Below are 26,096 nucleotides of genomic sequence, written 5' to 3' on the forward strand. Positions count from 1 at the left end.
GCCCGCCGCACCTGCTGCGCCACCGACAGCTGCCGCGCAACGCCAGGGCGCCGCTGAGATGGCCGACAACGCCGACGCCGGATCCGCGATCCCGACCGCCGAAGCGCCGCTGCCGTTCGAGGTGCCGTGGTCGACGCTGCCGCGGCCGGTCTTCACCGGCGGCAACACCGTCAACCTGCTGGAAGGCGGCGATCAGCTGTTCCCGGCGATGCACGAGGCCATCGCCAACGCGCGCCACGAGATCTGGCTGGCCACCTACATCTTTCACGACGATGTCGCAGGCCTGGCGCTGATCGATGCGCTGGAGGCTGCCGACCGCCGCGGCGTGCGCGTGCGCATCGTCGTCGACGGGTTCGGCTCGAAGGCCGCGCTGCCGTTGCTGCGCACGCGGATGACCGGGCACTCCGGCCCCGGTATCGCGCTCGCGGTATTCCGCCCGATGCATCGCTGGTGGACCTGGCTGCAGCCCGGCCAGTTGCGCCGGCTGCACCAGAAACTGTGTGTCGTCGACGGCGAAGTCGCCTTCGTCGGCGGCATCAACATCATCGACGACCGCAATGACCTGCGCCACGGCCTCAGCGAGTTGCCGCGGCTCGACTATGCGGTCGAATTGCGCGGCCCGGTCGTCGTGCCGGTCGAGCAGGCGGCGCGGGCTTTATGGACCCGGGCCTGGCTCGGTGGCGATTTCCGCGACGAACTGCGTGCCTTGGCGCGCAGCAGCCAGCCGTTGCTGCGGCTGCGGCGGCTGATCAGGCTGCTGCGCATGCCGCGTGGCGCCGGACTGCGCACATCGACGCTTGCCAACGAGCCGGTCGAGGCGGCCTTCGTGCTGCGCGACAACCTGCGCCAGCGGCGGACGATCGAGCGCAGCTACATCTCCGCGTTGCGCAATGCGCGCGAGCGCATCGATCTGATCTCGCCCTATTTTTATCCCGGCTCGGTATTCCGCCGCACCTTGCGCGATGCGGCAAAACGCGGCGTCAAGGTGCGGGTGCTGTTCCAGGGCAAGCTCGACTACCGGATTGCCGGCCTGGCCGCGCAGGCGCTGTACGACGAATTGCTCGCCAACGGCGTGCGTGTCTACGAATATATGCCGGCATTCCTGCACGCTAAGATCGCGATCGTCGACGATGAATGGGCCACCGTTGGCAGTTCGAACATCGACCCGCTGTCGCTGTTGCTGAACCTGGAAGCCAACGTGATCATCCGCGACCGCGGCTTCGCCGCCGAACTCGCAGAACGTTTCGAAGCCGCCCTGGCCGATTCGCGCGAGATCGACCCGAAGACCGGCCGCAGTTCAGGCATTTTTCCGGTGCTGCGCCGGGCACTGGTGGCCTGGATGGCGCACGTCTATCTGCGCATCGGCGGGGCCACTGGAAGGTATTGACCGCCCTGGGGGTGCGCCATGGGTGGTCCATCGGCAGCGGTCCCGCAGGGGCTTTCCGATGCCCCGGATCGAGGCGCACCGCCCGCGGTAGAGTCGCCGCGATGACTGATCAGGGCGATCTGGTGGTGCTGCGGCCGGAGGGGCTTTATTGTCCGGCCGGCGATTTCTACATCGATCCGTGGCGGCCGGTCGGGCGCGCGGTGATCACGCATGCCCATGCCGACCATGCACGCGTCGGCCACACCAGTTATCTGGCCGCCGCACCGGGCGCCGACGTGCTGCGCTCACGGCTCGGCGCGATCGACCTGCAGGCGCTGCCATACGGGCAGACGGTTAAGCACCAGGGCGTCACGCTGAGCCTGCATCCGGCAGGGCACGTGCTCGGCTCGGCACAGTTGCGGATCGAGCACCGCGGCCGGGTCTGGGTGGCTTCGGGCGACTATTTCGTCAGCGGCGCCGACGGCGACGATGGCGGGCGCAACCCGACCTGCGACGCTTTCGAGCCGGTGCGCTGCGATTGCTTCATCACCGAAAGCACCTTTGGCCTGCCGATCTACCGCTGGCGGCGGCAGGCAGAAATCTTCGCCGAGATCAACGCTTGGTGGGCGGCCAATGCCGCTGCCGGCCGCAGCAGCCTGCTGCTCGCCTACAGCTTTGGCAAGGCGCAGCGGCTGCTTGCCGGTGTCGATCCGGCGATCGGTCCGCTGGTGGTGCACGGTGCGGTCGCGCCGCTGAACGACGCCTACCGCCGTTCCGGTGTGATGTTGCCGCCGACGCGAACGCTCGACGAGGTCGAGCAAGGCGACTTGCGGCGCGCGCTGGTGATCGCGCCGCCGGCGGTGCACGGCAGCCGATGGGCGCGGCGGCTGGTCGACCCCAGCGACGCCTTTGCCAGCGGCTGGATGCAGTTGCGTGGTGCGCGCCGCCGCCGCGGCGTCGACCGCGGTTTCGTGCTGTCGGATCATGCCGACTGGCCCGGTCTGCAGCAGTCGATCCGTGCCACCGGCGCCGAACGCGTGATCGTGACCCACGGCTACGAGGCGGTGATGGTCCGCTGGCTGCGTCAGCAGGGCCTGCAGGCCGGCAGTTTCGAAACCCGCTACGGCGACGAGGAAGCCGATGATGCGGCGGCCACAGCGGCGGTCGAGGCGCCTGCCGATATCGTGCCGGGCGCTGCGGCCGGCGGGTAAGCTCGGCCTATCGTTTCAACAAGGGCTTGCCATGAAAATCCTGCTGCCTGTCGATGGTTCGGCCGATTCGCTGGCCGCGGTGCGCCATGCCTTGTTCCAGCGCACGTCGGGGCTCGAATCGAGCTTCGTGCTGGCCAATGTGCAGGTGCCGCCGTCGCTGTATGAAATCGTCGTTGCCCACGATGCCGAAGTGTTGTCCGATGTGCGGCGCGAAGCCGGCGAGGACCTGCTGACGGCCGCCGAGCAACTGCTCGAGGCGGCCGGCGCGAGCTGGGAAGCCGAAGTCGTCGGCGGCGACCCTGGTCACCTGCTGGTCGACCTGGTCGAGAACTATGGCTGCGATGCGGTGGTGATGGGTTGCGGCGCCGGTCGGCCCGGTGCGGTCGCGGCCGCGCTGCTTGCCCATTCGCCGGTGCCGGTGACGCTTGTCCGGGAGCTTGCGGACGACAATTGATGCGCCGTTTTGCCGAGCTGTTCCAGGCGCTGGATGCAAGCACGTCGACTGCCGACAAGGTGGCCGCACTGCGTCGTTATCTCGAGCAGGCGTCGCCCGCCGATGCCGCATGGGCGGTGTATTTTCTGGCTGGCGGACGGCCGCGCCGGACCGTACCAACGAGCATGCTGCGCGGGCTGGCAACCGAACTTGCCGGCATCGATGACTGGCTGTTCGAGGAGTGTTATCAGGCGGTCGGCGACCTCGGCGAGACGATTGCGTTGATCCTGCCGCCGGCCGAACGGCACAGCGACCGCGGCCTGGCCGACTGGATCGAGAACGGCCTGCTGCCGCTGCGCGATGTGGCGCCGGCCGAGCAGGCCGCGGCGATCGCCGGCTACTGGAACGAACTCGACAGCAGCGGCCGCTTCCTGCTCAGCAAGCTGATCGGTGGCGGTTTTCGCGTCGGCGTCAGCAAGCTGCTGGTGCAGCGTGCGCTGGCCGAATTTGCCGGTCTCGATCCGAAACTGGTCGCGCAGCGGATGATCGGTTATACCGACAAGCAGGCGAGGCCCGACGTGGCCGCCTTTCAACGGTTGATCGCCGCCGAGTCCGGCGACACCTCCGACGCTGCCGGCGCGGCCGGCAACGGCGGCCAGCCGTTTCCATTTTTTCTCGCTCATCCGCTGGATCTGCCACTGGCCGAATTCGAGCCTCGGCTCGGCTCGCCGGCGGATTGGCAGATCGAATGGAAATATGACGGCATCCGCGCGCAGATCGTTCGCCACGGCGGCCAGGTCTGGATCTGGACACGCGGCGAGGAACTGGTCACCGAGCGCTTCCCGGAGCTGCAGGCGCTGGCGCAGGATTGGCCCGATGGCAGCATCGTCGATGGCGAAATCGTCGTCTGGAAAAACGATGCGCCGGCCAGTTTCGCGCTGCTGCAGCAGCGCATCGGCCGCAAGACACTCGGCCGCAAGATCCTCACCGATGCGCCGGTTGACTTCATCGCCTACGACCTGCTGGCCGATGGCGGCGTCGATCTGCGCAGCCAGCCGCAGCAGCAGCGGCGCAGCGCGCTCGAACGCTTCGCGGCCGAGCAGAACCTGCGCATTGCGCCGCTCGTCGAAGGCAGCGACTGGGCCGCGCTGGCGGCAGTGCGCGAGCAGTCGCGGCAGCGCGGCGTCGAGGGGCTGATGCTGAAACACCGGCTCGCCGCTTACGGCCAGGGGCGGCGCAAGCAGCCCGGCCTGGCCGGCGGCACCTGGTGGAAATGGAAGATCGACCCGCTCAGCGTCGATGCGATCCTGATCTATGCGCAGGCCGGCCATGGGCGGCGGGCCAGTGTCTATACCGACTACACCTTTGCGGTCTGGAACCGCCCGCCGGTCGATGCGGCCGAGGCGGCGGCGGTCGTCGAGGCGATCGCCGCACGGCGCCCGCCGGTCGACGGCGGCCTGCAGCTGGTGCCGTTCGCCAAGGCCTACAGCGGCCTCAGCGATGCCGAATTTGCCAGCGTCGACCGCATCATCCGCGCCACCTCGGTCGACAAGTTCGGCCCGGTGCGCAGTGTCCGGCCGAGCCTATTGTTCGAACTCGGCTTCGAAGGCATCAACCGCAGCGCGCGTCACAAGAGCGGCATCGCGGTGCGTTTTCCTCGCATGCTGCGGCTGCGCACCGACAAACCCTTGCACGAGGCCGACAGCCTGGCCGAACTGGAAGCGCTGCTCGCGATGACATCGGAGCGCGGCAATGCAGCGCCTCCTGCTCCGCTCGAATCGGGCGGCTGATGCGAGCTGCCTCACGACTGTGGTTTCGCAGGTCTTTGCGGGCCAGGGCAGTTTTTATGGTGCCGGGTCACTAAAATCGCCGACATGCTCGCCCAACGCACCTTGAAGTCCCTGACCCGCGCGATCGGTGTCGGCGTCCACAGCGGACAGCGGGTCGAGCTGACGTTGAAACCCGCGCCGGTCGACACCGGCATCGTCTTTCGACGCGTCGATCTGCCGCAGGTCGTCGAGATTCCGGTCAGCGCGACCGCGGTCTGCGATACCCGGCTGGCGACCGCGCTGTCGCCGGGCGGCGACCCCGGCGCGCCGAAGGTCAAGACGGTGGAGCACCTGATGTCGGCCTGCTCCGGGCTCGGCATCGACAACCTGATCGTCGACATCACCGGCGAGGAGGTGCCGATCCTCGACGGGTCTGCCGCATCGTTCGTCTTTCTGCTGCAAAGCGCCGGCATCGAACTGCAGTCTGCGCCGAAGCGCTTCCTGCGCGTCAAGAAGACGGTCGAGGTCCGAGACGGCGAGGGCAAGCGGCTGATGTGGGCGCGGCTCGAGCCTTTTGAAGGCTACAAGCTGACCTTCGAGATCGACTTCGACCACCCGGCGGTCAGCCAGACCGGCCAGCACGTGGTGTTCGACATGGCCAGCGGCCAGTACAAGCGAGAGATCGCCAGAGCCCGCACCTTCGGCTTCACGAAGGATGTCGAGATGATGCGCTCGCGCGGTCTCGGCCTCGGCGGCAGCATGGACAACGTCGTCGTCGTCGACGACCACAAGGTGCTGAATGTCGGTGGGCTGCGCTATGACGACGAGTTCGTCAAGCACAAGATGCTCGACGCGATTGGCGACATGTACATGGTCGGCCATCCGCTGCTCGCCGCCTACAGCGCCTTCAAGAGCGGCCACGGGCTGAACAACCTGCTGCTGCGCGCGCTGCTTGCCGATCCGTCGGCCTACGAGATCGTCAGCTTCGACGATGCCTCGAAGGCGCCGGCCGGTTTTGCCGATCTGGCGCCGGCATGGTGAAGCCGACCGCCAGGCGAAACGAAGAACAACTGCATCCGTGATCTTCCGCGTCCTGATCCTGATCGGCCTGCTCGCCGGCCTGCTCTGTTTTGCCGCCTATGCGTGGACCGGGCAGATCGTCTGGCGGCATCGGGGGCTGCTCATCATCAAGTGGACGGTCGGCATCGCGCTCGCGTTTTTTGCGGTGCTGTTCGTGCAGCGGCTGGTCGAGATGATGTAGGCCTCGCTCAGTCGTCGGTGTCGGCCTCGATGACGTGGCCGCTGGCCGGATCGATGTGAAAGACGCGCGTCGTCCCGGCCGGAAAATCGCAGACCTTGCCGCCGACGTCGAGCACGAATGGCGGCGCATCGTGATCGCGGCTGCGCACCGTCAGCGATTCGTGCATCACCCGCAGATCGAGCGAATGGCCCCGGTAGCGGATGCGCATGTCGAGCCGCCTGACTTCCTGCGGCAGCTGCGGATTCAGGTGCAGCACATCGGCGCGGATCTCGATGCCGGTGGTGACCCGTTGCATCAGGTCGACGGTGCCGGCCATTGCGCCGAGATGCACACCTTCTGCCGCCGTGCCCTGCTGGATGTCGCTGACGTCGCTCTGCAGCGCCTCGGCGAAATAACGCATCGCGCGCGGCCGGTCCGAACGTGCCAGCACCCAGGCATGAACGACCCGGCTCAATGTCGAGCCATGTGAGGTGCGGGCCGTGTAGTAGGCGACGTTGCGCGGGATGGTTTCGTATTCGAACGGGTAGTCGAGGCGTTCGAACAGCTGGTGCAATTCCTCGGCCGAGAACAGGTAGAACAGCATCAGCACATCGGCCTGCTTCGACAGCTTGTAGCGGTTCGCGCTGTCGTGTTCCTGCTCGAGGATCAGGTCGAGGCGCTGGATATTGCCGTGGCGGTTCCGGTACGCCTGCCAGTCGAATTCGAGCAGTTTCTCGTAGCCCTCGAACTGGCTGATGATGCCGTCGTCGTGGAAGGGCACGAACATCCGGCGGCTGATGTCGCTCCAGCGCTCGATGTCGGTATCGGTGAGGCCGAGCAGCGCCATCAGCTCGCTGCGCCGCAACGCGGACAGCAGATCGAGCACCTCGATTGCCCGGCACAGCACCCACACCGCCATCACGTTGGTATAGGCGTTGTTGTCGATGCCGGCGTTGCTCGCGCCGGGGTAGGCGTCGTGGAATTCGTCCGGCCCCATCACGCCGCGGATCACATAGCGGCCGAGCGTGTCGTCGAAGCGCGCGATGCTGGCCCAGAAACTGGCGATGTCGAGGATCAGTTCGGCGCCGTAGGAGTGCAGGAATTCGACGTCGCGGCTGACCTGGAAATATTGCCAGACGTTGTACGCGATCGCGCTGTTGACGTGGCGCTGCAGCCAGGTGTTGTCGGGCATCCAGCGCTGCGAGCGCGGATTGAGGTTCATCTGGTGCGTTTCTTCCTGGCCGTCGCTGCCGCTCTGCCACGGAAACATCGCACCCCGATAACCGGCCGCCGCCGCGGCGGCGCGGGCTTCGCCGAGGCGTCGATGGCGGTACATCAGCAGCGAGCGGGTGATCTCCGGCAGCCGGAAATTGAAGAACGGGAAGATGAACAATTCGTCCCAGAAGATGTGGCCCTGGTAGGCCTCGCCGGTCCAGCCGCGCGCCGGCACACCGATGTCGAGGCCGATCGAGTTCGGCGCGACCGCCTGCAGCAGGTGGAACATGTTCAGCCGCAGCAGCATCGGCGCATTGATGCCGAAACCGGCGCCGGCCGGCTGCAGGTGCACTTCGAAACGCCGCCACAGGTGTTTCCATGCCAGCTGCTGCGCTGCCGCCAGATCGGCAAAGCGTCCAGCGCGGGCCGCCGCCGTGCGCGCGGCCAGCGTGCACTCGGCAATCGCGTGGTCGCGCGAGGTATACAGCGACTGGACCTTCTCGATGACGACGGTCTCGCCGCTGCGCAGCGCGACCTCGAACGCCTGGCCGATCAGGCCGGGTTTGTCGACCGTGCGCCGCTGCGGCTGCAGTTGCTTGTCGTCGAGCCAGACCCGGGTGCGTGCGACCTGCGCGACCCGCAGCTTCGACTGGCTGGTCGTGACCAGTTGCAGCACGCTGTCGTCATCGACGACCTCGGCCTGCAGCGGCTGCAGATGTTGCTTGTTGAAGCGACGGTACAAGCGCGCGCCGGCATTGACGACGCGGGCGTCGATCGCCGAGCAGAAACCGACCTCGCCACTCCAGTTCTCGGCGGTCAGGCTCAGTTCGACCGCCGCCACGTGCATCGCGTCCATCGATACCAGGCGCCGCTCGACGAGGCTGCTGCGCCGACCCTGCTCGTCCTCGAAACGCAGCCGGCGCAGCAGCAGACCGGCACGCAAGTCGAGCTGCTGGTGGTATTCGAGCAGCTTGGTGCTGCTGGTCGAGAACCACGGCCCGTCACCGATGCGCAGCGAAATCGGCAGCCAGTTCGGAAAATTGACCAGATCCTCGGTTTCGACGATCCGGTCGGGAAACTCGGTGCGCAGCCGGTTGTAGCCGCCGGCCAGGTAGGTGCCGGGGTAGTGGATGTCATCGGCAACCGCATCGACCGTGGCGCCGCGGGTCGCAAAAAATCCGTTGCCGAGTGTGCACAGCGACTCGCGAATCCCTTCCTGGTCCGGATCGAAACCATCGAAGCTGAGCGACCACGCCGACGGCGGATCCTCGACCAGCTTGATCTGCGCGAGGTCATCGACGACGACGTCGGCGCCGGCATCACGCAACGCCTGTGCCTGGCCGCCGCGGTCGACGCCGATCACATGGGCAAAGCGGGCCGCGCGACCGGCCGCGACACCGGCGGTGGCATCCTCGACGACCACCGCCCGCGACGGCGGAATGCCAAGCCGACGGGCCGCCTCCAGAAAGCTGTCCGGCGCCGGCTTGCCGCGCAGCTTGCCGTTGCCGAGGTCGTTGCCGTCGACCCGGACGTCGAACAGCCCGGCGATGCCGGCCGCCTCGAGAACCGCCTTGCAGTGGCGGCTCGACGAAACGACCGCGGTCTTCACATCGTGCTCGCGCAACTGCCTGACCAGCGCCAGCGACGAGTCGTAGATGGCCACGCCGAGTTGCTCGAGCATGCGGCTGAAGTGCTCGTCCTTCGCGCGGCCGAGTGCCGCGATGGTCTCGACTTCGGGGCCGTCTTCGGGCGTACCGGGCGGCAGCACGATGCCGCGCGACGCCAGAAAGGCCTCGGCCCCTTCGCTTCGCGGCTTGCCGTCGACGTGGACGAGGTAGTCGGTCTCGATGTCGAAAGGCTCGAACGGCTCGCCAGTCTGCTGCGAGCGGCGCTCGAGAAAATCATCGAACAACCGCTTCCACGCCGCCGCGTGGACCTGCGCGGTTTTTGTCAAGACGCCGTCGAGGTCGAACAGCACCAGATCGACATCGCGCGGAACGAGCAGGAATTCGGACAGGTTGTCGTTCATCGGGCGTCGCTTCCGTGCCGGCCGGTCAGCGTCGAACGCGCCTCATGACCAGCCGAAAAACCCGGCAATCGTGCCGAGGTGGTTCTCGAATTCACTGAAGGCATGATCGCCGCCTTCGAGCAGCACCATCTTCGCACCGTGATGGCGGTCGACCATCTCGCGCCAGTCGAGCACCTCGTCGCCCTTGGCGATCAGCGCCAGCATCAGCTGCTGCCGCAACAGGCGCGGCGGTGTCAGCCGGCGCAGTTCGTCGACATGTTCGGCGCGGAATTCGAACGGCTCGTTGCCATGCCAGGTCGTCGTGCTGCCGATCATTGCCGCCAGATCGCGCGCCTGGTCGACCGCCGGATTGATCAGCACGGTGCGGCAGCCGAGCTCCTCGCCGAGCAGACCGGCATAAAAACCGCCAAGCGAACTGCCGATCACCGCGCGACTCGCCGCCGGCCAATGCGCAGTCAGCTCACGGATCATCGCCATCGCTGCGGCCGGAGACGGCGGCAATTGCGGGCAGGCCCAGCTCACCTCCGGCCGATGCCGGGCGACCCAGCGCGCCATCTGCGTTGCCTTCGTCGAGCGCGGTGACGAGCGGAAGCCGTGCAGGTAGAGCAGGTGGCTGACCGGTGTCGGCGGCGTCATGGGCTGCGTGGTCTGGTCCATTGCGCAGCCTGTCGCCTCAGCGCGTCGCGGCGCGCGCCGCCAGCCCGTCGAGCAGCTTCTGATGGATGCCGGCGAAGCCGCCATTGCTCATGCACAGCAGGTGGTCGCCGGGCCGGGCCGCGTCGAGCACCCGTCGCACCAGCTCGTCGATGTCGTCGCTGACGACGACCGGCACTTCCAGGGGCTGCAATGCCTCCGCGGCATCCCAACCCAGCCCCTTGCTGTGGCAGAACGCGAGGTCGACTTCCTCGAGTGCCCACGGCAGCTGGGCCTTCATGCTGCCGAGTTTCATCGTGTTCGAGCGTGGCTCGAAGATCGCCAGGATGCGGGTGCGTGCATCGTCATGGGCGCTCTGCAGCGAATCGAGCTTGCTGCGCAGCCCGGCCACGGTGGTATGGATCGCGGTCGGATGGTGGGCAAAATCGTCGTAGACGACGATGCCGTCGACCTCGCCGCGCAACTCGAGGCGGCGCCGCACATTGCCGAAGCTGCCGAGCGCCGCCGCGCCGACTTCGGCATCGACGCCGAGGTGTTCGGCGGCGGCGATCGCGGCCAGCGCATTGAGCTGGTTGTGCTCGCCCAGCAGGCCCCATTCGACGCGGGCAATCTTCATCGCGCCGCGCAGCACGTCGAAGGCATGCGCCTCGCCGCGCGCACGCAGCTGCCCAGGCGCCTCCTTGCGCGGGCCGAAGCGCATCACGTCGCTCCAGCAGCCCATCGCGATCACCCGCTGCAGCGCCTCCTCGCGCGCATTGACGACCAGCCGACCGGATGCCGGCACCGTGCGCACCAGGTGATGGAACTGGCGCTCGATCGCCTGCAGATCGTCGAAGATGTCCGCGTGGTCGAACTCGAGGTTGTTCAGGATCGCGGTGCGCGGCCGGTAATGGACGAACTTGCTGCGCTTGTCGAAAAACGCGGTGTCGTATTCGTCGGCCTCGATCACGAACGGCAGTACCGGCTGGCCGGTGGTTGCGCCGAGCCGCGCCGAGACGCCGAAATTGACCGGCACGCCGCCGATCAGGAAACCCGGCTTCAGACCGGCATGCTCGAGGATCCACGCCAGCATGCCCGAGGTCGTCGTCTTGCCATGGGTGCCGGCGACGGCCAGCACATGGCGGCCCGGCAGCACCTGTTCGGCCAGCCACTGCGGACCGCTGGTATAGGCCGCGCCGGCGTCGAGGATGGCCTCGATCAGCGGATTGCCGCGGGTGACGACATTGCCGACGACAAAGACGTCGGGCTTCAGTGCCATCTGGCCGGCGTCGTAGCCTTCGATCAGTTCGATGCCGAGCGATCGCAGCTGGTCGCTCATCGGCGGGTAGACGCCGGCATCGCAGCCGGTGACCCGGTGCCCGGCCTCGCGGGCCAGCGCTGCCAGCCCGCCCATGAAGGTGCCGCAGATGCCGAGAATGTGGATATGCATGGGGAATTCTAGATTTCGTCGTCTCGACAGGAACTGGCAAGCTTCGTGCCGGGGACGACGGCATGGCGCGCAGCCGCGATGGCACGCGCCGGTGCCGGCGGCTCAGCCGCCGAGCGCCTCCCCCGCAGCCTGCACGGTCGCGGCGATATCGGCATCGCTGTGGGCGGCGCTGACGAAGCCGGCCTCGTACAGCGCCGGCGCGAAATAGACGCCGCGGTCGAGCATCGCATGGAAGAAGCGGTTGAAGCGGTCCTTGTCGGTGGCCATCACCTGAGCGTAGTTCTGCGGCAGTGACGATGTGAAGAAGAAGCCGAACATGCCGCCTTCGCTGTCGCCGACCATCTCGACGCCGGCTTTGGCTGCAGCGGCTGTCAGGCCGGTCACCAGCGATCGGGTGCGCTCGGCCAGGCTGTCGTAGAAACCGGGCTGCTGGATTTCGCGCAAGGTCGCCAGGCCGCAGGCGGTCGCGACCGGGTTGCCGGACAAGGTGCCAGCCTGGTAGACCGGCCCGAGCGGCGCGAGGTGCTCCATGATCGTGCGCGACGCGCCGAATGCGGCCAGCGGCATGCCGCCGCCGATCACCTTGCCGAAGACGCTGATGTCCGGCGCGAAGCCGGGCAGTTCGCGGGCGTAGAGGCTTTGCGCGCCGCCGAGCGCGACCCGGAAGCCGGTCATCACCTCGTCGAACACCAGCAAGGCGCCGTGCGTGTTGCACAGTTCGCGCAGCCGGCGCACGAACGGCACGCTGGCGCGGACAAGATTCATGTTGCCGGCAATCGGTTCGAGCATCGCGCAGGCGATGTCCTTGCCGTGGGTCGCAAACGCCTCGTCGAGCTGCTGCAGATTGTTGTATTCGAGAACCAGCGTGTGTTGCACCACTTCTGCCGGCACTCCGGCGCTGGTCGGAAAACCGAAGGTCGCGAGGCCCGAGCCGGCCTTCACCAGCAGCGCATCGGCATGGCCGTGGTAACAGCCCTCGAACTTGATGATGTGGCTGCGCCCGGTCACGCCGCGCGCCAGCCGCAGGGCGCTCATGCAGGCCTCGGTGCCCGAACTGACCAGCCGCAATTGCTCGATCGACGGCACCAGCCGGATCACCTCCTCGGCCAGCTCGACCTCGCGCTCGGTCGGCGCGCCGAACGACAGGCCGTCGCGGGCGGCGCGGGTGACCGCATCGAGCACCGCCGGGTGGCCGTGGCCGAGGATCATCGGTCCCCACGAACCGATGTAGTCGATGTAGCGCCGGCCTTCGGCGTCGACGATGTAGGCGCCACTGGCGCTGGCGATGAAACGCGGCGTGCCGCCGACGGCGCGGAATGCGCGCACCGGTGAATTGACGCCGCCGGGAATCACGCGCATCGCGCGTTCGAAAAGGGCCTGGTTGCTCATGGCTACAGCTTCAATGGATTTGTCGCGGTCCGGGTGGTGTGTCGTTGCCCGCGACGTCGCCCGCTTCATCACCTTCCTCGCCCGGCGGCAGCGCCCAGAAGAAGCGGTCCGGGATCACGTTGCCCATGCCTGGCCGGAAACCGGCGTCGAGCGCCTGGTCGAGAAAGGTCAGCGCCTCGCCGGCTGCTGCCTGCAGTTCGGCGCCCGATGCGAGCAATGCTGCCAGCGCAGCCGACAAGGTGTCGCCGGCACCGACGAAGCTGACGTCGAAGCGCTCGAATTTCTCGCCGGTGATCGCGCCCGCCGGCGACGCCAGCACGTTGTCCAGATACTGGTCCGGCGTCTTCGTGCTGGTGATCAGCACGCTGGTGACCATCACATAACGGGTGCCGTGTTCGCCGGCTGCGACCGCGAGCTCGCGTGGCGACGCCGGACGCTCGTTGTCCCAGTCCGGCAGCAGGAAATCGGTCAAGGTCTGGTGGCTGCCGACCAGCACCTCGGTCTGCGGCAGCACCAGTTCGCGGAAGGCGTCGAGGTAGGCCTGCTGGGCATCCTCTTCGACCCACGACAGATTCGGCAGGTAGGCAACCAGCGGCACGTCGGGATAGTCGCTGAGCACCTCGGCGACCGCGCTGACCCCCTCGGCCGAACCGAGGAAGCCGACCTTCCATGCGTTGATCGACACGTCCTCGAGGATGCTGCGCGCCTGTTCGACGACGAGATCGGGATCGATCGCATGGTGGTCGAAGATCTCCGCGGTGTCGCGGATCACCAGCGAGGTGACGACCGGCAGCGCGTGGGCACCCATCGCAGCGACCGTGACGACGTCGCCGGCAACACCGCCGGCGCCGCTCGGCTCGCTGGCATTGAAGCTGAGCACGCAGGCCGGCGCAGGCGAATCCTGCAGCAGCTCTTCGGCTGAATCGCTGGCGGGGGAGGCTTGTTCAGGGCTCATGGACGGCGGCATCCGTAAAACAGTTGAAGGCGAGCGGCGACGGCGGAGCCGAAGCGGGCTGGGATGATGAGCACTGTTGCGGGTGTCGTTCGGGAAAGGATAGGGCCACCAGGGGGCATCGCTACAATCCCGAGCCATTGTAGTGACGCGAAGAGCAACAAGTGACCGAGCCTCGAACCTGGATGTGCCTGATCTGCGGCTGGATTTACGACGAAGCCGCCGGGGATCCCGAACACGGCATTGCTCCGGGCACGGCATGGGCCGACGTACCGATGAACTGGACCTGCCCGGAATGCGGCGCTCGGAAGGAAGATTTCGAGATGGTCGAAATCTGAGCGCAGCCGCGCCGGCTGCGCACCAGCGTCGCCGCCGGCCGTCGCGCGGCGTTGTATCGTCGGGTTCCGTCAGGATTCGAGCCGCAGCTGCGGCGCCGGGAAAACAAGCGCATGAACCTGCCAACGCAAGCAGCAGCAACCAGCGGTGATTCGGGCCGCAGCGGCGCCGTCAAGGTTCTGGTCATTGACGACAGCAATACGATCCGGCGCAGCGCAGAGATCTTCCTGACCCAGGCCGGCCACGAGGTCCTGCTGGCCGAAGACGGTTTTGATGCCTTGTCGAAAGTCGCCGATCACAGCCCCGATCTGATCTTCTGCGACATCCTGATGCCGCGGCTCGACGGCTACCAGACCTGCGCGATCATCAAGCGCAACCCGCGCTTCGCCGGCCTGCCGGTGATCATGTTGTCGTCGAAGGACGGTCTGTTCGACAAGGCGCGCGGCCGGCTGGTCGGCTCCGAGGATTACCTGACCAAGCCGTTCACGAAGGAGCAGCTGCTGCAGGCGGTCGAGCAGCATTGCCCGGCGTCTTCCGATTGAGCCGCGCGATGGCGATCCGGAAGATCCTGCTTGTCGACGATTCGAAAACCGAGCTGCACCACCTGAGCGCGCTGCTCGGCAAGCACGGCTTTTCGGTCAACACCGCCGACAGCGGCAGCGAGGCCCTGCGGCAACTCGATGCCGACCGCCCGGACCTGGTGCTGATGGACATCGTGATGCCGGGCCAGAACGGTTTCATGCTGACCCGCAGCATTACCCGTGACCCGCGTTATGCCGGGCTGCCGGTGATCATCTGCTCGAGCAAGAACCAGGAAAGCGACCGCATCTGGGGCTTGCGCCAGGGCGCCGTCGATTTTGTCGTCAAGCCGGTCGACGCCGACGATCTGGTCGCGAAGATCCGCCGCTGTGGCTGAAATGTTCGAGCCTACCGCACCAGATTTGTCGGCAAGCGACGCTGGCGCGCCGGCGGCACCGCCCGGCGCCGCATCCGAGCAGTCCTGGCTGGCGGTGACCTGTGCCGATGCCGGTTTGTTGCTGCCGCTGAACGATGCCGGCGAGATCTCGGCCTATGCCGGCGCCGTTCGGGTGCCGCATGTGCGGCCGTGGTTTCTCGGCGTCGCCAATCTGCGCGGGCAATTGCAGGGGGTCGTCGACCTCGGCGGTTTTCTCGGCCTGCGGTCGCCGGCCGATGAGCTTGCAGGCGGCTGGCTGGTCGCGCTGAATACCCGCCTCGAAGCGCATTGCGCTTTGCGCGTCGATCAGCTGGCCGGGCTGCGCCACGAAGCCGAGCTGCTCGCGGTCGAGCCCGGACCGGATGCAGAAGCCGGCCGGCCCCGGTTTGCCGGCCGCAGTTTCCGCGAGGCCGCCGGGGCCAGAATCTGGCAGGAAATCCGGCTCTCCGAACTCGCCGTCGACGGCTTTTTTCTCGACATCATCGAGCCGATCCAGCCATCTTCAGGCTCAGGTTCATGAGCGGCTGCCGATATCCTGCTGTCAGGGAGTCCGCCTTGCAGCCAACGACATGAGTTTTTCCGATCCCACCGCCGCGCCGGCCAGTCCCGCTGGCGGGCCTGCCCCTTTGCGCGGGACGCGCCTGGACGTCACCGCGGGTGGGCGCGAAGCATTGACCGGCCTCGGTGAGCCCGACAGTGGTGCGGCCGCAGTCGGGCTGGCTGCCGCCTATCGGCAGCCGCCCGATCGGCAGGACGACGCGCAGGTCGACCACCATGCGCCGGGCGGTCGTGAGCGGCAACTGCCGCTGATCGGCGGCTGGCCGCAGCCGATGCAGCGCCGCCTGCTGACGGCGCTGCTGGTGCTGGGTCTGCTTGGCCTGCTGGCGATGGCGGTGATCGAATGGCAGCAACGACGTGTGATCGTGCCGGCCGAGGCGATCGGCAGTGCGATGCTGCAGACGCAGCGCGTCGCGAAGGTTGCGGCGCAGCCGCTGAACGGCAATGCGGCGGCGCTCGGCGAACTGCAGGCCGCTTCGACGTCGCTCGACGCCGCGCTCGACAGCCTGATCCGCGCCGCCGATGGTCTTGGCGACGAAGCGGCAGCCGGATTGCGCGCGCTGTTGCCGATCTCGCAATCGATGCAGAAGAATGCCGGCATCGTGCTGGCCGAACGCAGCCGGCTGGTCGAGGCGGCGGCGCTGCAGAAGTCGATCGAACGCGAGGCCGATCTGCTCGAAGAAGGTGTCGAATCGCTGGCCGCGCTGAAAATGCAGCAGGGCGCTTCGGCCGCCGAAGTCGCCGCCGTCGGTCAGCTGATGATGATGAGCCAGCGCATCCCGCTGACGGTGCGGCGGCTGATGACGCCTGCCGGTGTCGATCGCGAGATGCTGGTCTCGCTCGGCAAGGACCTGAGCGTTGCCCGCTCGCTGCTCGACGCCCTGAGCGACGGCCATCCCGGCTTGCGGCTGAGCCCGCCACGCGATCGACTGCAACGTGAACGGCTGGCCGCACTGGGCGAACGCTTCGAGGCCTTGCAGGCTCCGGCGGCCTCGCTGCTGAACATGCTGCAGCAGTTGTCGGCGGCCCGCATCGCGCAGACCGCGCTCGCCGTCGACGCGGACCGCCTGGCGCGAGGACTCGACTCGATGTCGCAGCGGATGCCGGCCGACGGCGACGTGTCGGGATGGCAGTTCGTGCTGGGGGTCTTGTCGGTCGGGTTGCTGCTGCTCGGTGGCATCGGCCTGCTGCGCCTGTTCGTGATCGGGCAGAAGCAGCGCGCGGCAATGGCCGACGCGCAGCGGGTCGTCGCGCAGCGACTGCAGGCCGAAGCCAGGCGCAGCAACGATGCCAATCAGACCGCGATCCTGCGCCTGATGAACGAGCTGCAGGCGGTTGCCGAAGGCGACCTGACACGGCAGGCGACGGTCAGCGAGGCGATCACCGGAGCGATCGCCGATTCGCTGAATTACACGATCGAGGAATTGCGCGCGCTGGTTGCACAGGTGCAGGGTGCGGCGGGCCGGGTCACCGACACGACCGAGCAGGTCGAGACGACATCGGTCGAACTGCTCGCGACTTCCGCCGAGCAGTTGCGCGAGATCCGCGATACCGGTGAAGCGGTGCTGCAGATGGCCGGCCGCATCGTGCAGGTGTCGTCGCAGGCGCAACTGATGGCGCATGTCGCTCATCAGTCGCTGGCCGCAGCCGACAGCGGATCGAAAGCGGTGCAGGCGACGATCGGCGGCATGAACGTGATCCGCGAACAGATCCAGGACACCTCCAAGCGCATCAAGCGGCTCGGCGAGTCGTCGCAGGAGATCGGCGAAATCACCGAGCTGATCTCCGACATCACCGAGCAGACCAATGTGCTGGCGCTGAATGCGGCGATCCAGGCCGCATCTGCCGGTGAGGCCGGCCGCGGTTTCTCGGTCGTCGCCGAGGAGGTGCAGCGGCTTGCCGAACGTTCCGCCGATGCGACGCGGCAGATTGCCGCGCTGGTCCGCGTGATCCAGACCGATACCCAGGATGCGGTTGCCGCGATGGAGCGTTCGACCCAGGGCGTCGTCGAGGGAACCCGTCTGTCGGATGCCGCCGGCGCTGCGCTGGCCGATATCGACGGGGTATCGCGCCGGCTGTCGGAGCTGATTGCCGGCATTTCCCACCAGGCGCTGCAGGAAGCCGATACCGCCCATGTCGTTGCGACCAACATCCAGCACATCCTCGCGGTGACCGAGCAGACCGGTGAAGGAACGCGGTCGACCGCGCGCATCGTGCGCGAGCTGGCGCAGACCGCGGACGAGTTGCGGCAATCGGTTGCGCGGTTCAAGATCGTCTGACAAAACCCATGTCTGCACACGATCGTTCCGCCGCCGCCACCGACGACACACCGTCGACCAGCACCGGTGCCCGCACGCCGCAGGATCCGAGCGGTGTCGCCTGGGTCCACGACGAGTTGCGGCGCAACCTCGAAGCCGCGCACAAGCTGCTGCGCCGCCATCTGCGCGAGAGCGAGTCCCACGACGGCTCCGATGTATCGGCACGCGAACTCGGCGGCTTGCGGCAGGCCTTGTCGATGATTCATCAGGCTGCCGGCGCGCTGGTGATGGTCGGCCTGCCGGCTGCGGCACGGGTGCTCGATGCCAGCGAAGCTGCGTTGCGCTGGGCATTGCAGCGTCCGGCGCGGGTCGATGCCGCGCTGGTCGACAAGATCGAACAGGCGTCGTTTGCAGTCACCGACTGGCTGGGCCGGATGAAGGCGGGTCGTCCGGTGCCTGCGCTGCAGCTGTTTCCGCAGATGCGCGCGCTGCTCGAGGTGGCCGGCGCCGAACGGGTTCACCCGGCCGACTTGTGGTCGGCCGACTGGCAGTTCACGGTGTTGCCGGTCGAGGCGGGCATCCAGCAGCGGCCGATCGATTCGCGCAGCATGACCGCGCTCGAGCAGCTGACGCTGGCCAACATCAAGACGCCGAGCCCGCTGATCCTGGCGCGGATCAGCGACTTCTATGCCGGTGTCGCCGCCGCAACGGCGCCGGCGGGCGGCGAATTGCCGGCGCTGTGGCAACTGGCGGCCGCCGTCTTCGAGGCGCTGGCCAAGGGGCTGCTGCGCGAGGATGTGTTCAACAAGCGGCTGGGTTCGCGGCTGTTGTCGCTGCTGCGATCGCTGCATCGCGGTCATCCGGCCGACGATGATGCGGTGCGGCGCCTCGGCCACGACCTGCTGTTTTTCTGCGCCCAGGTGAAGCCGCCGGAATCCGGCCCGGCGGCGCCGCGATTGGCCGCGGTGCGCGCGGCCTATGACCTGGACCGGCAGCCTGCGGTCGACTACTCGAGCAGCCCGCTCGGACGTTTTGATCCGGCACTTGCTGCACAGGCGCAGCGGCGCCTGCAGTCGGCCAAGCAGATCTGGTCGGCCGTCGTCGCGGGTGAACTGTTGCACCTCGGCAGCCTGGTCGAATCGTTCAGCCTGCTGTCCGATTCGTTGCGCCGGATGTTCAGCGACGGCGACAAGCTCGCCGAACTGCTCGAAGCGATCGCGGTGCGCTGCGCCGCCGATGGTGCAGCGCCGGCCGAGGGCGTCGCGATGGAGGTGGCCACCGCGCTGCTGTATCTCGAGGCGACGCTCGACGACCTCGACGGTGTGCGCAACGCCGCCGATCGGCCGCTCGATCGGCTGGCGCAGCGCATCGATGCCGCCAGCAGCAGCGGCTCGGCGCAGCCGCTCGAGGACTGGATCGAGGACCTGTTCCGGCGTGTCGCCGAACGACAGACGCAGGGCACGGTGGTGCAGGAACTGCGCCATGCAATGACCGCTGCCGAACAGCAGCTCGACCGCTTTTTTCGCGATCCGGCCGACCGCACAACGCTGGCGCCGGTCGAGAAACAGCTGCAGTCGATGCACGGCGTGCTGCGCGTGCTCGGCGTCGACGCGGCGGTGCTGGCGCTGCAGCAGATGCGCCGTGAAACTGCTGCGATCGCAGCCGACGCGGCCACGGCACCCGGCGCCGATCGGCTCGAGCGGCTTGCAGCCAACATCGGCATGCTCGGCTTCCTGTTCGACATGCTGGCGGTGCAACCGGCGCTGGCGCGGACGATGTTTTTCTACGATGCTGCCGCCGAGCGGCTGCGTTCGGCCGCGACGCGCGGGCCCGAAGCCGCGCCGCCCGCGACCGCGGCAGCAGCCCTGGCCCCGGAAAGCGTCGAAATCGACGCATCGGAGCAGCCGGCCCCGATCGACATCGCGCACCTCGAGCCGGCGCCCGAATCAATACCCGAACCCGAACCCGAATTCGAAACTGTCGCGCAGACCGGGCCGGCGACGCCAGAGGCCGGCGCCGACGAAGTCGATGTCGGTGTCGATGTCGTCGATCCGGAATTGCAGTCGATTTTTGCCGATGAAGCGCAGGAACTGCTGGCCGAGGCGCGCCGCCAGCTGGCCGCTTGGCAGGGCGGCCAGGACGATGCTGTGGCAGTGGGCGAGCTGCGCCGGCATTTCCATACGCTGAAAGGCAGCGCCCGCATGGTCGGCCGCGCTGCGGCCGGCGAACTCGCATGGCAGGCCGAACAGCGCTGCAATGCCTGGCTGGCGGCGGCTGGCGCCGATCCGGCAAGCGCCGCTGACGGCGCATCCGATCGGCCGTTGGCCGCCGCGATAGCGGAAGACGTCGAGCGCATTGCCGCATCGCTGGGGCTGGGCAGTGCCCAGCCGGCCGCCGATGCCGACGACGGCAGCGATGCCGAACGTGCCGCCGACGCGCCGGCGGCTCGACCGCAGACGCCGGGCGAGCCGCCAGCGGCTGCTGACACGGCCGAGCGCGAGATCACGGTGCCTGGCGAGCTCGATTTCGACCTGTCGTGGTTCGATGCCGCCGCGCCAGCCACGACCCCGCCCGCAGCCGCTGCGCCGGATTCGGACGACTGGCTCGACGATGAATTGCCGCTGCCGAAGCAGACCGATGACGCGCGGCCGCTCGGTTTTCCGGCCGATCTGCCGAGCGCCGACGACCTCGATCTGGACCTCGACCTGAACCTGGATTTCGGCCATCCGCCGGTTCCGCAACCCGCCGACGGTGCCACCCGCTGGGGCGATTCGCTGCGGCCGGACGCGCCGGCACCCCCACCTTCGCCGCGAGTGTCGACCGAGGTCGGCGGCGACGAAATCGGCCGCATCCCGGCTCTGCCGCCAGCGGCAATGCCGGATCTGTCGTTCATCAGTCTCGATCTTTCCGATCCGAAGCCGGCGGCCCCCGAAGGCGAAGCGGATGCTGCGCCGGCAGCCGGCAGGGGCAGTGCCGAGCCGGCTGACGATGCAGCCGCCGAGCCGCTGCCAGGCGATGCCGAGCGGGACAGTGCGGAGGCAGCGCCGCCGCAGGCGGAAGTGCTGCCGGTTGGCGACGCTGCCCCGGTCTGGGAGCAAGTGCAGGCGGATTCGCAGCCGTCAGCAGATGGCGAGCCGCCGCTGTCGGAATGGCACGATGCGCCGGTGATCGAGCCGCCGCCATTGCCGGACTGGGACGAGGCGCCGGCGGTCGAGCCGCCCCCGGCCGCAGCGGCGCCGGCATCGGCCGATCAGCTTCCGCCGGAATCGGACGAGACGACCCCGGCCGCCCCGGCGCCCGACATCGAAGAGCTGGTGGCCTTCGTTCCGCAGGGCGATGCAGGGCAGGGGTCGATGCCGGACTGGGCCGAGCCGCCTGCCGTCGAGTTGCCCGAACCGACGGTCGTTGAAGCGGCATGGCCTGCTGCAACTCCGGCCGCGGAGATGCCGGTCTCGCCCGAGCCCGTCGAGACGGCAGCGCCGGCCGAAGGCGATGTCGACCCGGCGTTGCCGGCAAGCTGGGTCGAATCCGCAGACGCCGACGCAGACGTCGCGCTGCCGGGCTGGCAGCAGCCACCATCCGCGGAAGCGCCGTCGCCGATCTGGCAGGAAGCACCACCCGCCGAAACGCCGCTGCCCGCCTGGCAGGAGCTGCCGTCCGCGGAAGCGCCACCGCCGAGCTGGCAGGAGCCGCCGCCCGCCGAATCGCCGCCGCCGAGCTGGCAGGAGCCGCCGCCCGCCGAATCGCCGCCGCCGAGCTGGCCAGATGCGCCGCCTGCCGATGCGCCGGCGCCCGCAGCGGAAGCCGGGATTGCCGAACCGGCTGCCGCACCCGCAGCCTTTACCGAGCCGGACGCCGGTTCGGTCGCGGCTGGCGAGCTGGCGGACGTTGTCCCGCCTGCGCCGGTTCCGGACGAGCAAGCGATGCGGCAGATCGGTTCGTTGTCGGTGCCGATCGCGCTGTTCAATATCTTCCTCAATGAAGCCGAGGAGTTGTCGCGTCAGCTGTGCAGCGAGCTCGCCGAATCGGCGATGCGAGGCCATCGGCCGGTGCCTGCGGACGCCATTGATCGCCTGCATGCGCTGACCGGCAGCTCGGCCACCGTCGGCTATACCGGCCTTGGCGACCTCGCACGCGAACTCGAGGCGGCATTGCAGCGCGAGCAGCAGATCGCATCGGCCGGCGGCGCAGCCGACGTCGATGTCTTGTTGTTCAGCGATGCGGCGGAGGAAATCCGCCAACTGCTGCACCAGTTTGCAGCCGGTTTTCTGCGCTCGCCATCAGCGGAGTTGCTGCAGCGGCTGGCCGATTTCCGGCACCGGCTGTCGCAACGCCAGCCTGCCGAGGCCGTTGCGGCCGAACCCGCGGCCGACGCCGCCGCGCCGCAGGCCGACTGGCTGGCCGACATCCGTGCGGTCGATCGGGTCGAGGCCGAGCTGTTTCCGATTTTCGAGGAGGAGGCGAACGACCTGCTGCCGCGGCTGGCCGCGGCGCTGCGCGACTGGGCGCGTCAGCCGGAGCAGCCCGAGCCTGCGAACGCGGCGATGCGCCACCTGCACACCTTCAAGGGCGGGGCACGGCTGGCCGGCGCGATGCGGCTCGGCGAGCTGGCACACCGGCTGGAGACGCGGATCGAGGCGCTGACTGCCAACCTGTTTCAGGTCGACCGATCGGCTGTCGATTCGTTGCTGGCTGGCAGTGACGTGCTGCAGCAGGCCTTCGAGACCTTGCGCGAAAGCGATGCCCGGGATCATCTGCTGGCGGGCACAGCGGCACCGCCGCCTGCTGTCGAGCCGGCCGACGCCACGCTCGATCCGGCCGTGCCGACTCTGCCCGAACCGGTTGCTACCGCCGCTGCCGCCGACGCCGCTGCCAGCGGAGCGCGGGTCGACTGGTCGCGCTTCAGCCAGCCTGCACCGACGCCGCTGCCGGCCGTATCGCGGCTTGGCCAGTCGGCGGCGCAGGCTTCGGTCAAGGTGCGCGCGTCGCTGCTCGAGCGGATGGTCAACCAGGCCGGCGAGGTCAACCTGTCGCGCGCCCGCATCGAGGTCGAGATGGGGCAGATGCACACCGCGATGGGCGAACTGGGCGACAACATCGAACGGCTGCGCCAGCAATTGCACGATCTCGAGTTGCAGGCGGAAACGCAGATGAGCTCGCGCAGCGAGGCGGCACGCAGCGGGTTGCAGCCGTTCGACGCGCTGGAAATCGATCGATTTACCCGGTTGCAGGAATTGACGCGGATGATCGCCGAGTCGGTCAACGACGTCGCGACGGTGCAGCGCTCGTTGAAGCGCAACCTGCAGCGCAGCGAGGACGAACTGGCGGCGCAGACGCGGCTGACCCGTGAGCTGCAGTCCGATCTGCTGCGCACGCGGATGGTCGAGTTCGACTCGGTGGCCGAACGCCTGCACCGCGTAGTCCGCCAGGCGGCCAGCGAATCGGGCAAGCAGGCCGAGCTGCAGATCATCGACGGCAGCATCGAACTCGACCGCAGCGTGCTGGATCGGGTGACACCGGCGCTCGAACACCTGCTGCGCAATGCGGTGATCCACGGCATCGAAATGCCCGAGCAACGCGGCTGGGCCGGCAAACCGGTCAGCGGCCAGTTGCAGATCCGGCTGCACCAGCACGGCAACGAGGTCGGCATCGACGTCGTCGACGACGGCGCCGGTCTCGACCTGGCACGAATCCGTGCCCGCGCCGAGGCGATGGGCCGCTGGCTCGCCGACGGGCAGGAGGCCGAGATGATCTTCAGCCCCGGCTTTTCGACCGCCGAGCGGCTGACCGAAATGGCCGGCCGCGGCATCGGTCTCGATGTCGTGCGCAACGATCTGGCTGCGCTCGAAGGCCAGATCGACGTGACCAGCACGCCGGGCCAGGGCTGCCGCTTCTCGATGCTGCTGCCGCTGACGACCGCGATGACACAGGTGCTGATGCTGCGTTGCGGCGAACTGACCGTTGCGGTGCCGGCGACGATGGTCGAGCGGGTGCGCCGGATCACCGCAGCCGATCTGGCGGCCGCGCGGGCCGACGGTTTCTACCTCTACGGCGACCTGATGCTGCCGATGTACTGGCTTGGCGCGCTGCTCGGCCACAGTGCCGATACCAGCGAGGACTTCGGCCGCAGCCGTCCGATGGTGATCGTGCACAGCGGCAAGCAACGCATCGCATTGCGCGTCGACGAGACGCTCGGCCAGCAGGAGGCGGTGATCCGCCCCCTCGGGCCGCAGTTGTCGCGGCTGCCGGGGCTGGTCGGCATGAGCATGCTGGCGTCCGGTTCGGTGGCGCTGATCTACAACCCGCTGGCACTGGCGGCCGAATACGGTGCGTTGGTATTCAGCGGTGCGCTGCCTCGGCATGGCGGCGGCGCCGCGCCGGCCGCCGCGGTGGCCGGGCCGTTGGTGCTGGTCGTCGACGATTCGCTGACGGTGCGCCGCGTCACGCAGCGGCTGTTGCTGCGCGAGGGTTATCGGGTGGCGCTGGCGAAGGACGGCATCGAAGCGCTGGAGAGGATCGAGCAGGAGCTGCCCGCCGTCGTGCTGAGCGACATCGAGATGCCGCGGATGGACGGCTACGAACTGGTCGGCCAGCTCCGTTCGGCCGAGCGCACGCGTGGCTTGCCGGTGGTGATGATCACCTCGCGCATCGCCGACCGGCATCGCGTGCACGCCGAATCGCTCGGCGTCGCCCGTTATCTCGGCAAGCCGTACCGTGAGGACGAACTGCTGACGGCGGTCGCCGACGGCGTGCGGCAATCGGCGCCAGGCGCCTGAGTCTGCATCTGCTCAGCCCGCGCCCTTGACGACTGCGTAGCGCTGCAGCGTGTGCTGCCGCGCCTCGGCGTGGTCGACGATCGGCGCCGGATAGTCGCGCCCGATCTCGATTCCGGCGGCCGCCAGAACGGCCGGCGCGGCCTGCGCCGGTTCATGCAGTGCGGCATCGGGCAGCTTCGCGAGTTGCGGCAGGTAGCGGCGGATGAAGCGGCCATCCGGATCGAATTTGCGGCTTTGCGCGGTCGGGTTGAAGATGCGGAACCACGGCTGCGCGTCGCAGCCGCTCGAGCTCGCCCATTGCCAGCCGCCGTTGTTTGCCGCCAGGTCGTAGTCGTTCAACTGGCGCGCGAAATAACGCTCGCCCCAGCGCCAGTCGATGCCCAGATCCTTCACCAGGAAACTCGCGACGACCATCCGCAGCCGGTTGTGCATGTAGCCGGTCTGGTTGATCTGCGCCATCGCCGCGTCGACCAGCGGGTAGCCGGTGCGGCCTTCGCACCAGGCGGCAAACCGGCTTTCGGCAAGCGCTCCGCTTTCCCAGGCAATGCGGTCGTAGGCGGGTCGGAAGCTCGCGTCGACGACATGCGGATGGTGGTGCAGCACCTGGTGGTAGAAATCGCGCCAGATCAGCTCCGACAGCCAGCTGGCCGCACCGGTCGAGCCGGCGGCCGCCCGCGTGCGGGCTTCGCGGGCCAGCCGGCGGATCGAGACGGTGCCGAAACGCAGATGCACCGACAGATAACTGGTGCCGCGCCGGCCCGGGTAGTTGCGTTGCTCGTCATAGTCGTCGATCCGCTGCAGGAACTGATCGAGCAGCGTTGCTGCGCCGCTGGCCCCGCTCGGCAGCTGCAACTGCTGCAGGTTGGTGGCTTCGAAGCCGATCTCGGCCAGTTCCGGAACGCCGGCCTCGATGCCGGCCGGCGGCGGCGCGAGCGCCGCGGCATGGCGTGCGATCGGATAGGCCTTCAGGTAGAAATCGTCGACCTTGGCGAGCCAGGCCTTCTTGTACGGCGTGAAGACGCCGTACGGTGCGCCGGCCTGGGTCAGCAGTTCGCTGCGTTCGAACACGACATGGTCTTTCACCGTGTGGAAGGCGCGGCCCTGCCGGCGCAGCGCCTCGCGCACCGCTTCGTCGCGTGCGAGTGCCGCCGGCTCGTCATCGTGGCTGGCGACAACGGCATCGACGCCAAGTGCCTCGGCGAGACTCGTGATCTGCTCGACCGCGCGGCCGTGGCGGACCAGCAACCGCACCCCGCCGGCGCTGCCCAGATCGGCCAGTCCGGCGTCGACTTCGGCCAGGCTGTCGCGGATGAATTCGACCCGCCGGTCGCGGCGCGGCAGCGGATCGAGGATGTCGGTATCGAAAACAAAAACGCACCAGACCCGCCGGCCGATCGTCAGGCCGCGGTGCAGCGCGGCGTTGTCGTCGAGGCGAAGGTCACGGCGCAGCCACACCAGCACCGAATCGAGGGCTTTGTCCATGATCCGAGTGTGCTACACCGGGGATGTGCCATGCTGGCCGTCGC

The 26,096-nt window shown here is 68.1% G+C and carries 18 protein-coding genes; 12 read left to right on the plus strand and 6 right to left on the minus strand.

Features of this window, described 5'->3' with window-relative positions:
- The first annotated feature begins 58 nt into the window (after positions 1-58).
- The 6 genes from clsB to ACNH6H_RS16560 all read left to right on the plus strand — a co-directional run bounded on the left by clsB (position 59) and on the right by ACNH6H_RS16560 (position 6,040).
- The gene (clsB, locus tag ACNH6H_RS16535; protein ID WP_418319189.1) at positions 59-1,387 is read left to right on the plus strand and encodes a cardiolipin synthase ClsB; all 1,329 of its coding nucleotides are present in this window, start codon (positions 59-61) and stop codon (positions 1,385-1,387) included.
- A 101-nt stretch (positions 1,388-1,488) separates the two neighbouring features.
- Positions 1,489-2,577, plus strand: coding sequence for a ligase-associated DNA damage response exonuclease (locus ACNH6H_RS16540; protein ID WP_418319191.1), 1,089 nt, complete (start codon positions 1,489-1,491; stop codon positions 2,575-2,577).
- A 31-nt stretch (positions 2,578-2,608) separates the two neighbouring features.
- Positions 2,609-3,031 carry a universal stress protein gene (locus ACNH6H_RS16545; protein WP_418319193.1) on the plus strand — a complete coding sequence of 141 codons (423 nt, stop codon included), beginning with the start codon at positions 2,609-2,611 and terminating at the stop codon, positions 3,029-3,031.
- Positions 3,031-4,800 (plus strand): ATP-dependent DNA ligase, encoded by a 1,770-nt coding sequence (locus ACNH6H_RS16550; RefSeq protein ID WP_418319195.1) that lies wholly within the window; start codon positions 3,031-3,033, stop codon positions 4,798-4,800. The genes ACNH6H_RS16545 and ACNH6H_RS16550 overlap by 1 nt, the downstream gene beginning before the upstream one ends.
- A gap of 84 nt (positions 4,801-4,884) precedes the next feature.
- On the plus strand, positions 4,885-5,820 hold the full coding sequence (lpxC, locus tag ACNH6H_RS16555) for a UDP-3-O-acyl-N-acetylglucosamine deacetylase (RefSeq protein ID WP_418319197.1): 936 nt from the start codon (positions 4,885-4,887) through the stop codon (positions 5,818-5,820).
- Positions 5,821-5,857: 37 nt separating this feature from the next.
- Positions 5,858-6,040, plus strand: coding sequence for a hypothetical protein (locus tag ACNH6H_RS16560; RefSeq protein WP_418319199.1), 183 nt, complete (start codon positions 5,858-5,860; stop codon positions 6,038-6,040).
- 7 nt (positions 6,041-6,047) lie between these two features.
- Here the strand turns inward: ACNH6H_RS16560 and ACNH6H_RS16565 are convergent, their stop codons facing one another.
- The 5 genes from ACNH6H_RS16565 to thiD all read right to left on the minus strand — a co-directional run bounded on the left by ACNH6H_RS16565 (position 6,048) and on the right by thiD (position 13,690).
- On the minus strand, positions 6,048-9,263 hold the full coding sequence (locus tag ACNH6H_RS16565) for a beta-phosphoglucomutase family hydrolase (RefSeq protein ID WP_418319201.1): 3,216 nt from the start codon (positions 9,261-9,263) through the stop codon (positions 6,048-6,050).
- A gap of 42 nt (positions 9,264-9,305) precedes the next feature.
- On the minus strand, positions 9,306-9,920 hold the full coding sequence (locus ACNH6H_RS16570; RefSeq protein ID WP_418319203.1) for a YqiA/YcfP family alpha/beta fold hydrolase: 615 nt from the start codon (positions 9,918-9,920) through the stop codon (positions 9,306-9,308).
- A gap of 16 nt (positions 9,921-9,936) precedes the next feature.
- Positions 9,937-11,346, minus strand: coding sequence for a UDP-N-acetylmuramate:L-alanyl-gamma-D-glutamyl-meso-diaminopimelate ligase (gene mpl / locus ACNH6H_RS16575; protein WP_418319205.1), 1,410 nt, complete (start codon positions 11,344-11,346; stop codon positions 9,937-9,939).
- 102 nt (positions 11,347-11,448) lie between these two features.
- A complete protein-coding gene (hemL, locus tag ACNH6H_RS16580) occupies positions 11,449-12,735 on the minus strand; it encodes a glutamate-1-semialdehyde 2,1-aminomutase (protein WP_418319207.1) in 1,287 nt (428 codons plus the stop codon).
- Between the two features lie 10 nt (positions 12,736-12,745).
- Complete coding sequence (gene thiD / locus ACNH6H_RS16585; RefSeq protein WP_418319209.1) at positions 12,746-13,690, minus strand: bifunctional hydroxymethylpyrimidine kinase/phosphomethylpyrimidine kinase; 945 nt, start codon at positions 13,688-13,690, stop codon at positions 12,746-12,748.
- 182 nt (positions 13,691-13,872) lie between these two features.
- Between thiD and ACNH6H_RS16590 the strand changes: the two genes are divergently transcribed.
- From ACNH6H_RS16590 to ACNH6H_RS16615, 6 genes are all read left to right on the plus strand, one after another.
- Positions 13,873-14,025: a rubredoxin gene (locus ACNH6H_RS16590; RefSeq protein WP_418321366.1), complete on the plus strand. Its 153-nt coding sequence runs from the start codon at positions 13,873-13,875 to the stop codon at positions 14,023-14,025.
- 111 nt (positions 14,026-14,136) lie between these two features.
- A complete protein-coding gene (locus ACNH6H_RS16595) occupies positions 14,137-14,565 on the plus strand; it encodes a response regulator (RefSeq protein WP_418319211.1) in 429 nt (142 codons plus the stop codon).
- Between the two features lie 8 nt (positions 14,566-14,573).
- Positions 14,574-14,939, plus strand: coding sequence for a response regulator (locus ACNH6H_RS16600; RefSeq protein ID WP_418319213.1), 366 nt, complete (start codon positions 14,574-14,576; stop codon positions 14,937-14,939).
- Position 14,940: 1 nt separating this feature from the next.
- Positions 14,941-15,498: a chemotaxis protein CheW gene (locus ACNH6H_RS16605; RefSeq protein WP_418319215.1), complete on the plus strand. Its 558-nt coding sequence runs from the start codon at positions 14,941-14,943 to the stop codon at positions 15,496-15,498.
- Positions 15,499-15,547: 49 nt separating this feature from the next.
- Positions 15,548-17,815 (plus strand): methyl-accepting chemotaxis protein, encoded by a 2,268-nt coding sequence (locus ACNH6H_RS16610; RefSeq protein WP_418319217.1) that lies wholly within the window; start codon positions 15,548-15,550, stop codon positions 17,813-17,815.
- 8 nt (positions 17,816-17,823) lie between these two features.
- Positions 17,824-24,570, plus strand: a complete 6,747-nt coding sequence (locus ACNH6H_RS16615; protein WP_418319219.1) for an Hpt domain-containing protein — start codon at positions 17,824-17,826, stop codon at positions 24,568-24,570.
- A 12-nt stretch (positions 24,571-24,582) separates the two neighbouring features.
- Here ACNH6H_RS16615 and ACNH6H_RS16620 read toward each other — a convergent pair whose 3' ends face one another.
- Complete coding sequence (locus tag ACNH6H_RS16620; protein WP_418319221.1) at positions 24,583-26,052, minus strand: cryptochrome/photolyase family protein; 1,470 nt, start codon at positions 26,050-26,052, stop codon at positions 24,583-24,585.
- Positions 26,053-26,096: the final 44 nt, after the last annotated feature.

Origin of the sequence: Pseudideonella sakaiensis (assembly GCF_048320135.1) — a bacterium.
Lineage (GTDB): Bacteria > Pseudomonadota > Gammaproteobacteria > Burkholderiales > Burkholderiaceae_C > Ideonella_A > Ideonella_A sakaiensis_A.

Excerpts from the sequence above, each read along its gene's own strand:
- clsB (WP_418319189.1), top strand. The coding sequence starts at position 59 with ATGGCCGACAACGCCGACGCCGGATCCGCGATCCCGACCGCCGAAGCG.
- ACNH6H_RS16540 (WP_418319191.1), top strand. The coding sequence starts at position 1,489 with ATGACTGATCAGGGCGATCTGGTGGTGCTGCGGCCGGAGGGGCTTTAT.
- ACNH6H_RS16545 (WP_418319193.1), top strand. The coding sequence starts at position 2,609 with ATGAAAATCCTGCTGCCTGTCGATGGTTCGGCCGATTCGCTGGCCGCG.
- ACNH6H_RS16550 (WP_418319195.1), top strand. The coding sequence starts at position 3,031 with ATGCGCCGTTTTGCCGAGCTGTTCCAGGCGCTGGATGCAAGCACGTCG.
- lpxC (WP_418319197.1), top strand. The coding sequence starts at position 4,885 with ATGCTCGCCCAACGCACCTTGAAGTCCCTGACCCGCGCGATCGGTGTC.
- ACNH6H_RS16565 (WP_418319201.1), bottom strand. The coding sequence starts at position 9,263 with ATGAACGACAACCTGTCCGAATTCCTGCTCGTTCCGCGCGATGTCGAT.
- ACNH6H_RS16570 (WP_418319203.1), bottom strand. The coding sequence starts at position 9,920 with ATGGACCAGACCACGCAGCCCATGACGCCGCCGACACCGGTCAGCCAC.
- mpl (WP_418319205.1), bottom strand. The coding sequence starts at position 11,346 with ATGCATATCCACATTCTCGGCATCTGCGGCACCTTCATGGGCGGGCTG.
- hemL (WP_418319207.1), bottom strand. The coding sequence starts at position 12,735 with ATGAGCAACCAGGCCCTTTTCGAACGCGCGATGCGCGTGATTCCCGGC.
- thiD (WP_418319209.1), bottom strand. The coding sequence starts at position 13,690 with ATGAGCCCTGAACAAGCCTCCCCCGCCAGCGATTCAGCCGAAGAGCTG.
- ACNH6H_RS16590 (WP_418321366.1), top strand. The coding sequence starts at position 13,873 with ATGTGCCTGATCTGCGGCTGGATTTACGACGAAGCCGCCGGGGATCCC.
- ACNH6H_RS16595 (WP_418319211.1), top strand. The coding sequence starts at position 14,137 with ATGAACCTGCCAACGCAAGCAGCAGCAACCAGCGGTGATTCGGGCCGC.
- ACNH6H_RS16600 (WP_418319213.1), top strand. The coding sequence starts at position 14,574 with ATGGCGATCCGGAAGATCCTGCTTGTCGACGATTCGAAAACCGAGCTG.
- ACNH6H_RS16605 (WP_418319215.1), top strand. The coding sequence starts at position 14,941 with ATGTTCGAGCCTACCGCACCAGATTTGTCGGCAAGCGACGCTGGCGCG.
- ACNH6H_RS16610 (WP_418319217.1), top strand. The coding sequence starts at position 15,548 with ATGAGTTTTTCCGATCCCACCGCCGCGCCGGCCAGTCCCGCTGGCGGG.
- ACNH6H_RS16615 (WP_418319219.1), top strand. The coding sequence starts at position 17,824 with ATGTCTGCACACGATCGTTCCGCCGCCGCCACCGACGACACACCGTCG.
- ACNH6H_RS16620 (WP_418319221.1), bottom strand. The coding sequence starts at position 26,052 with ATGGACAAAGCCCTCGATTCGGTGCTGGTGTGGCTGCGCCGTGACCTT.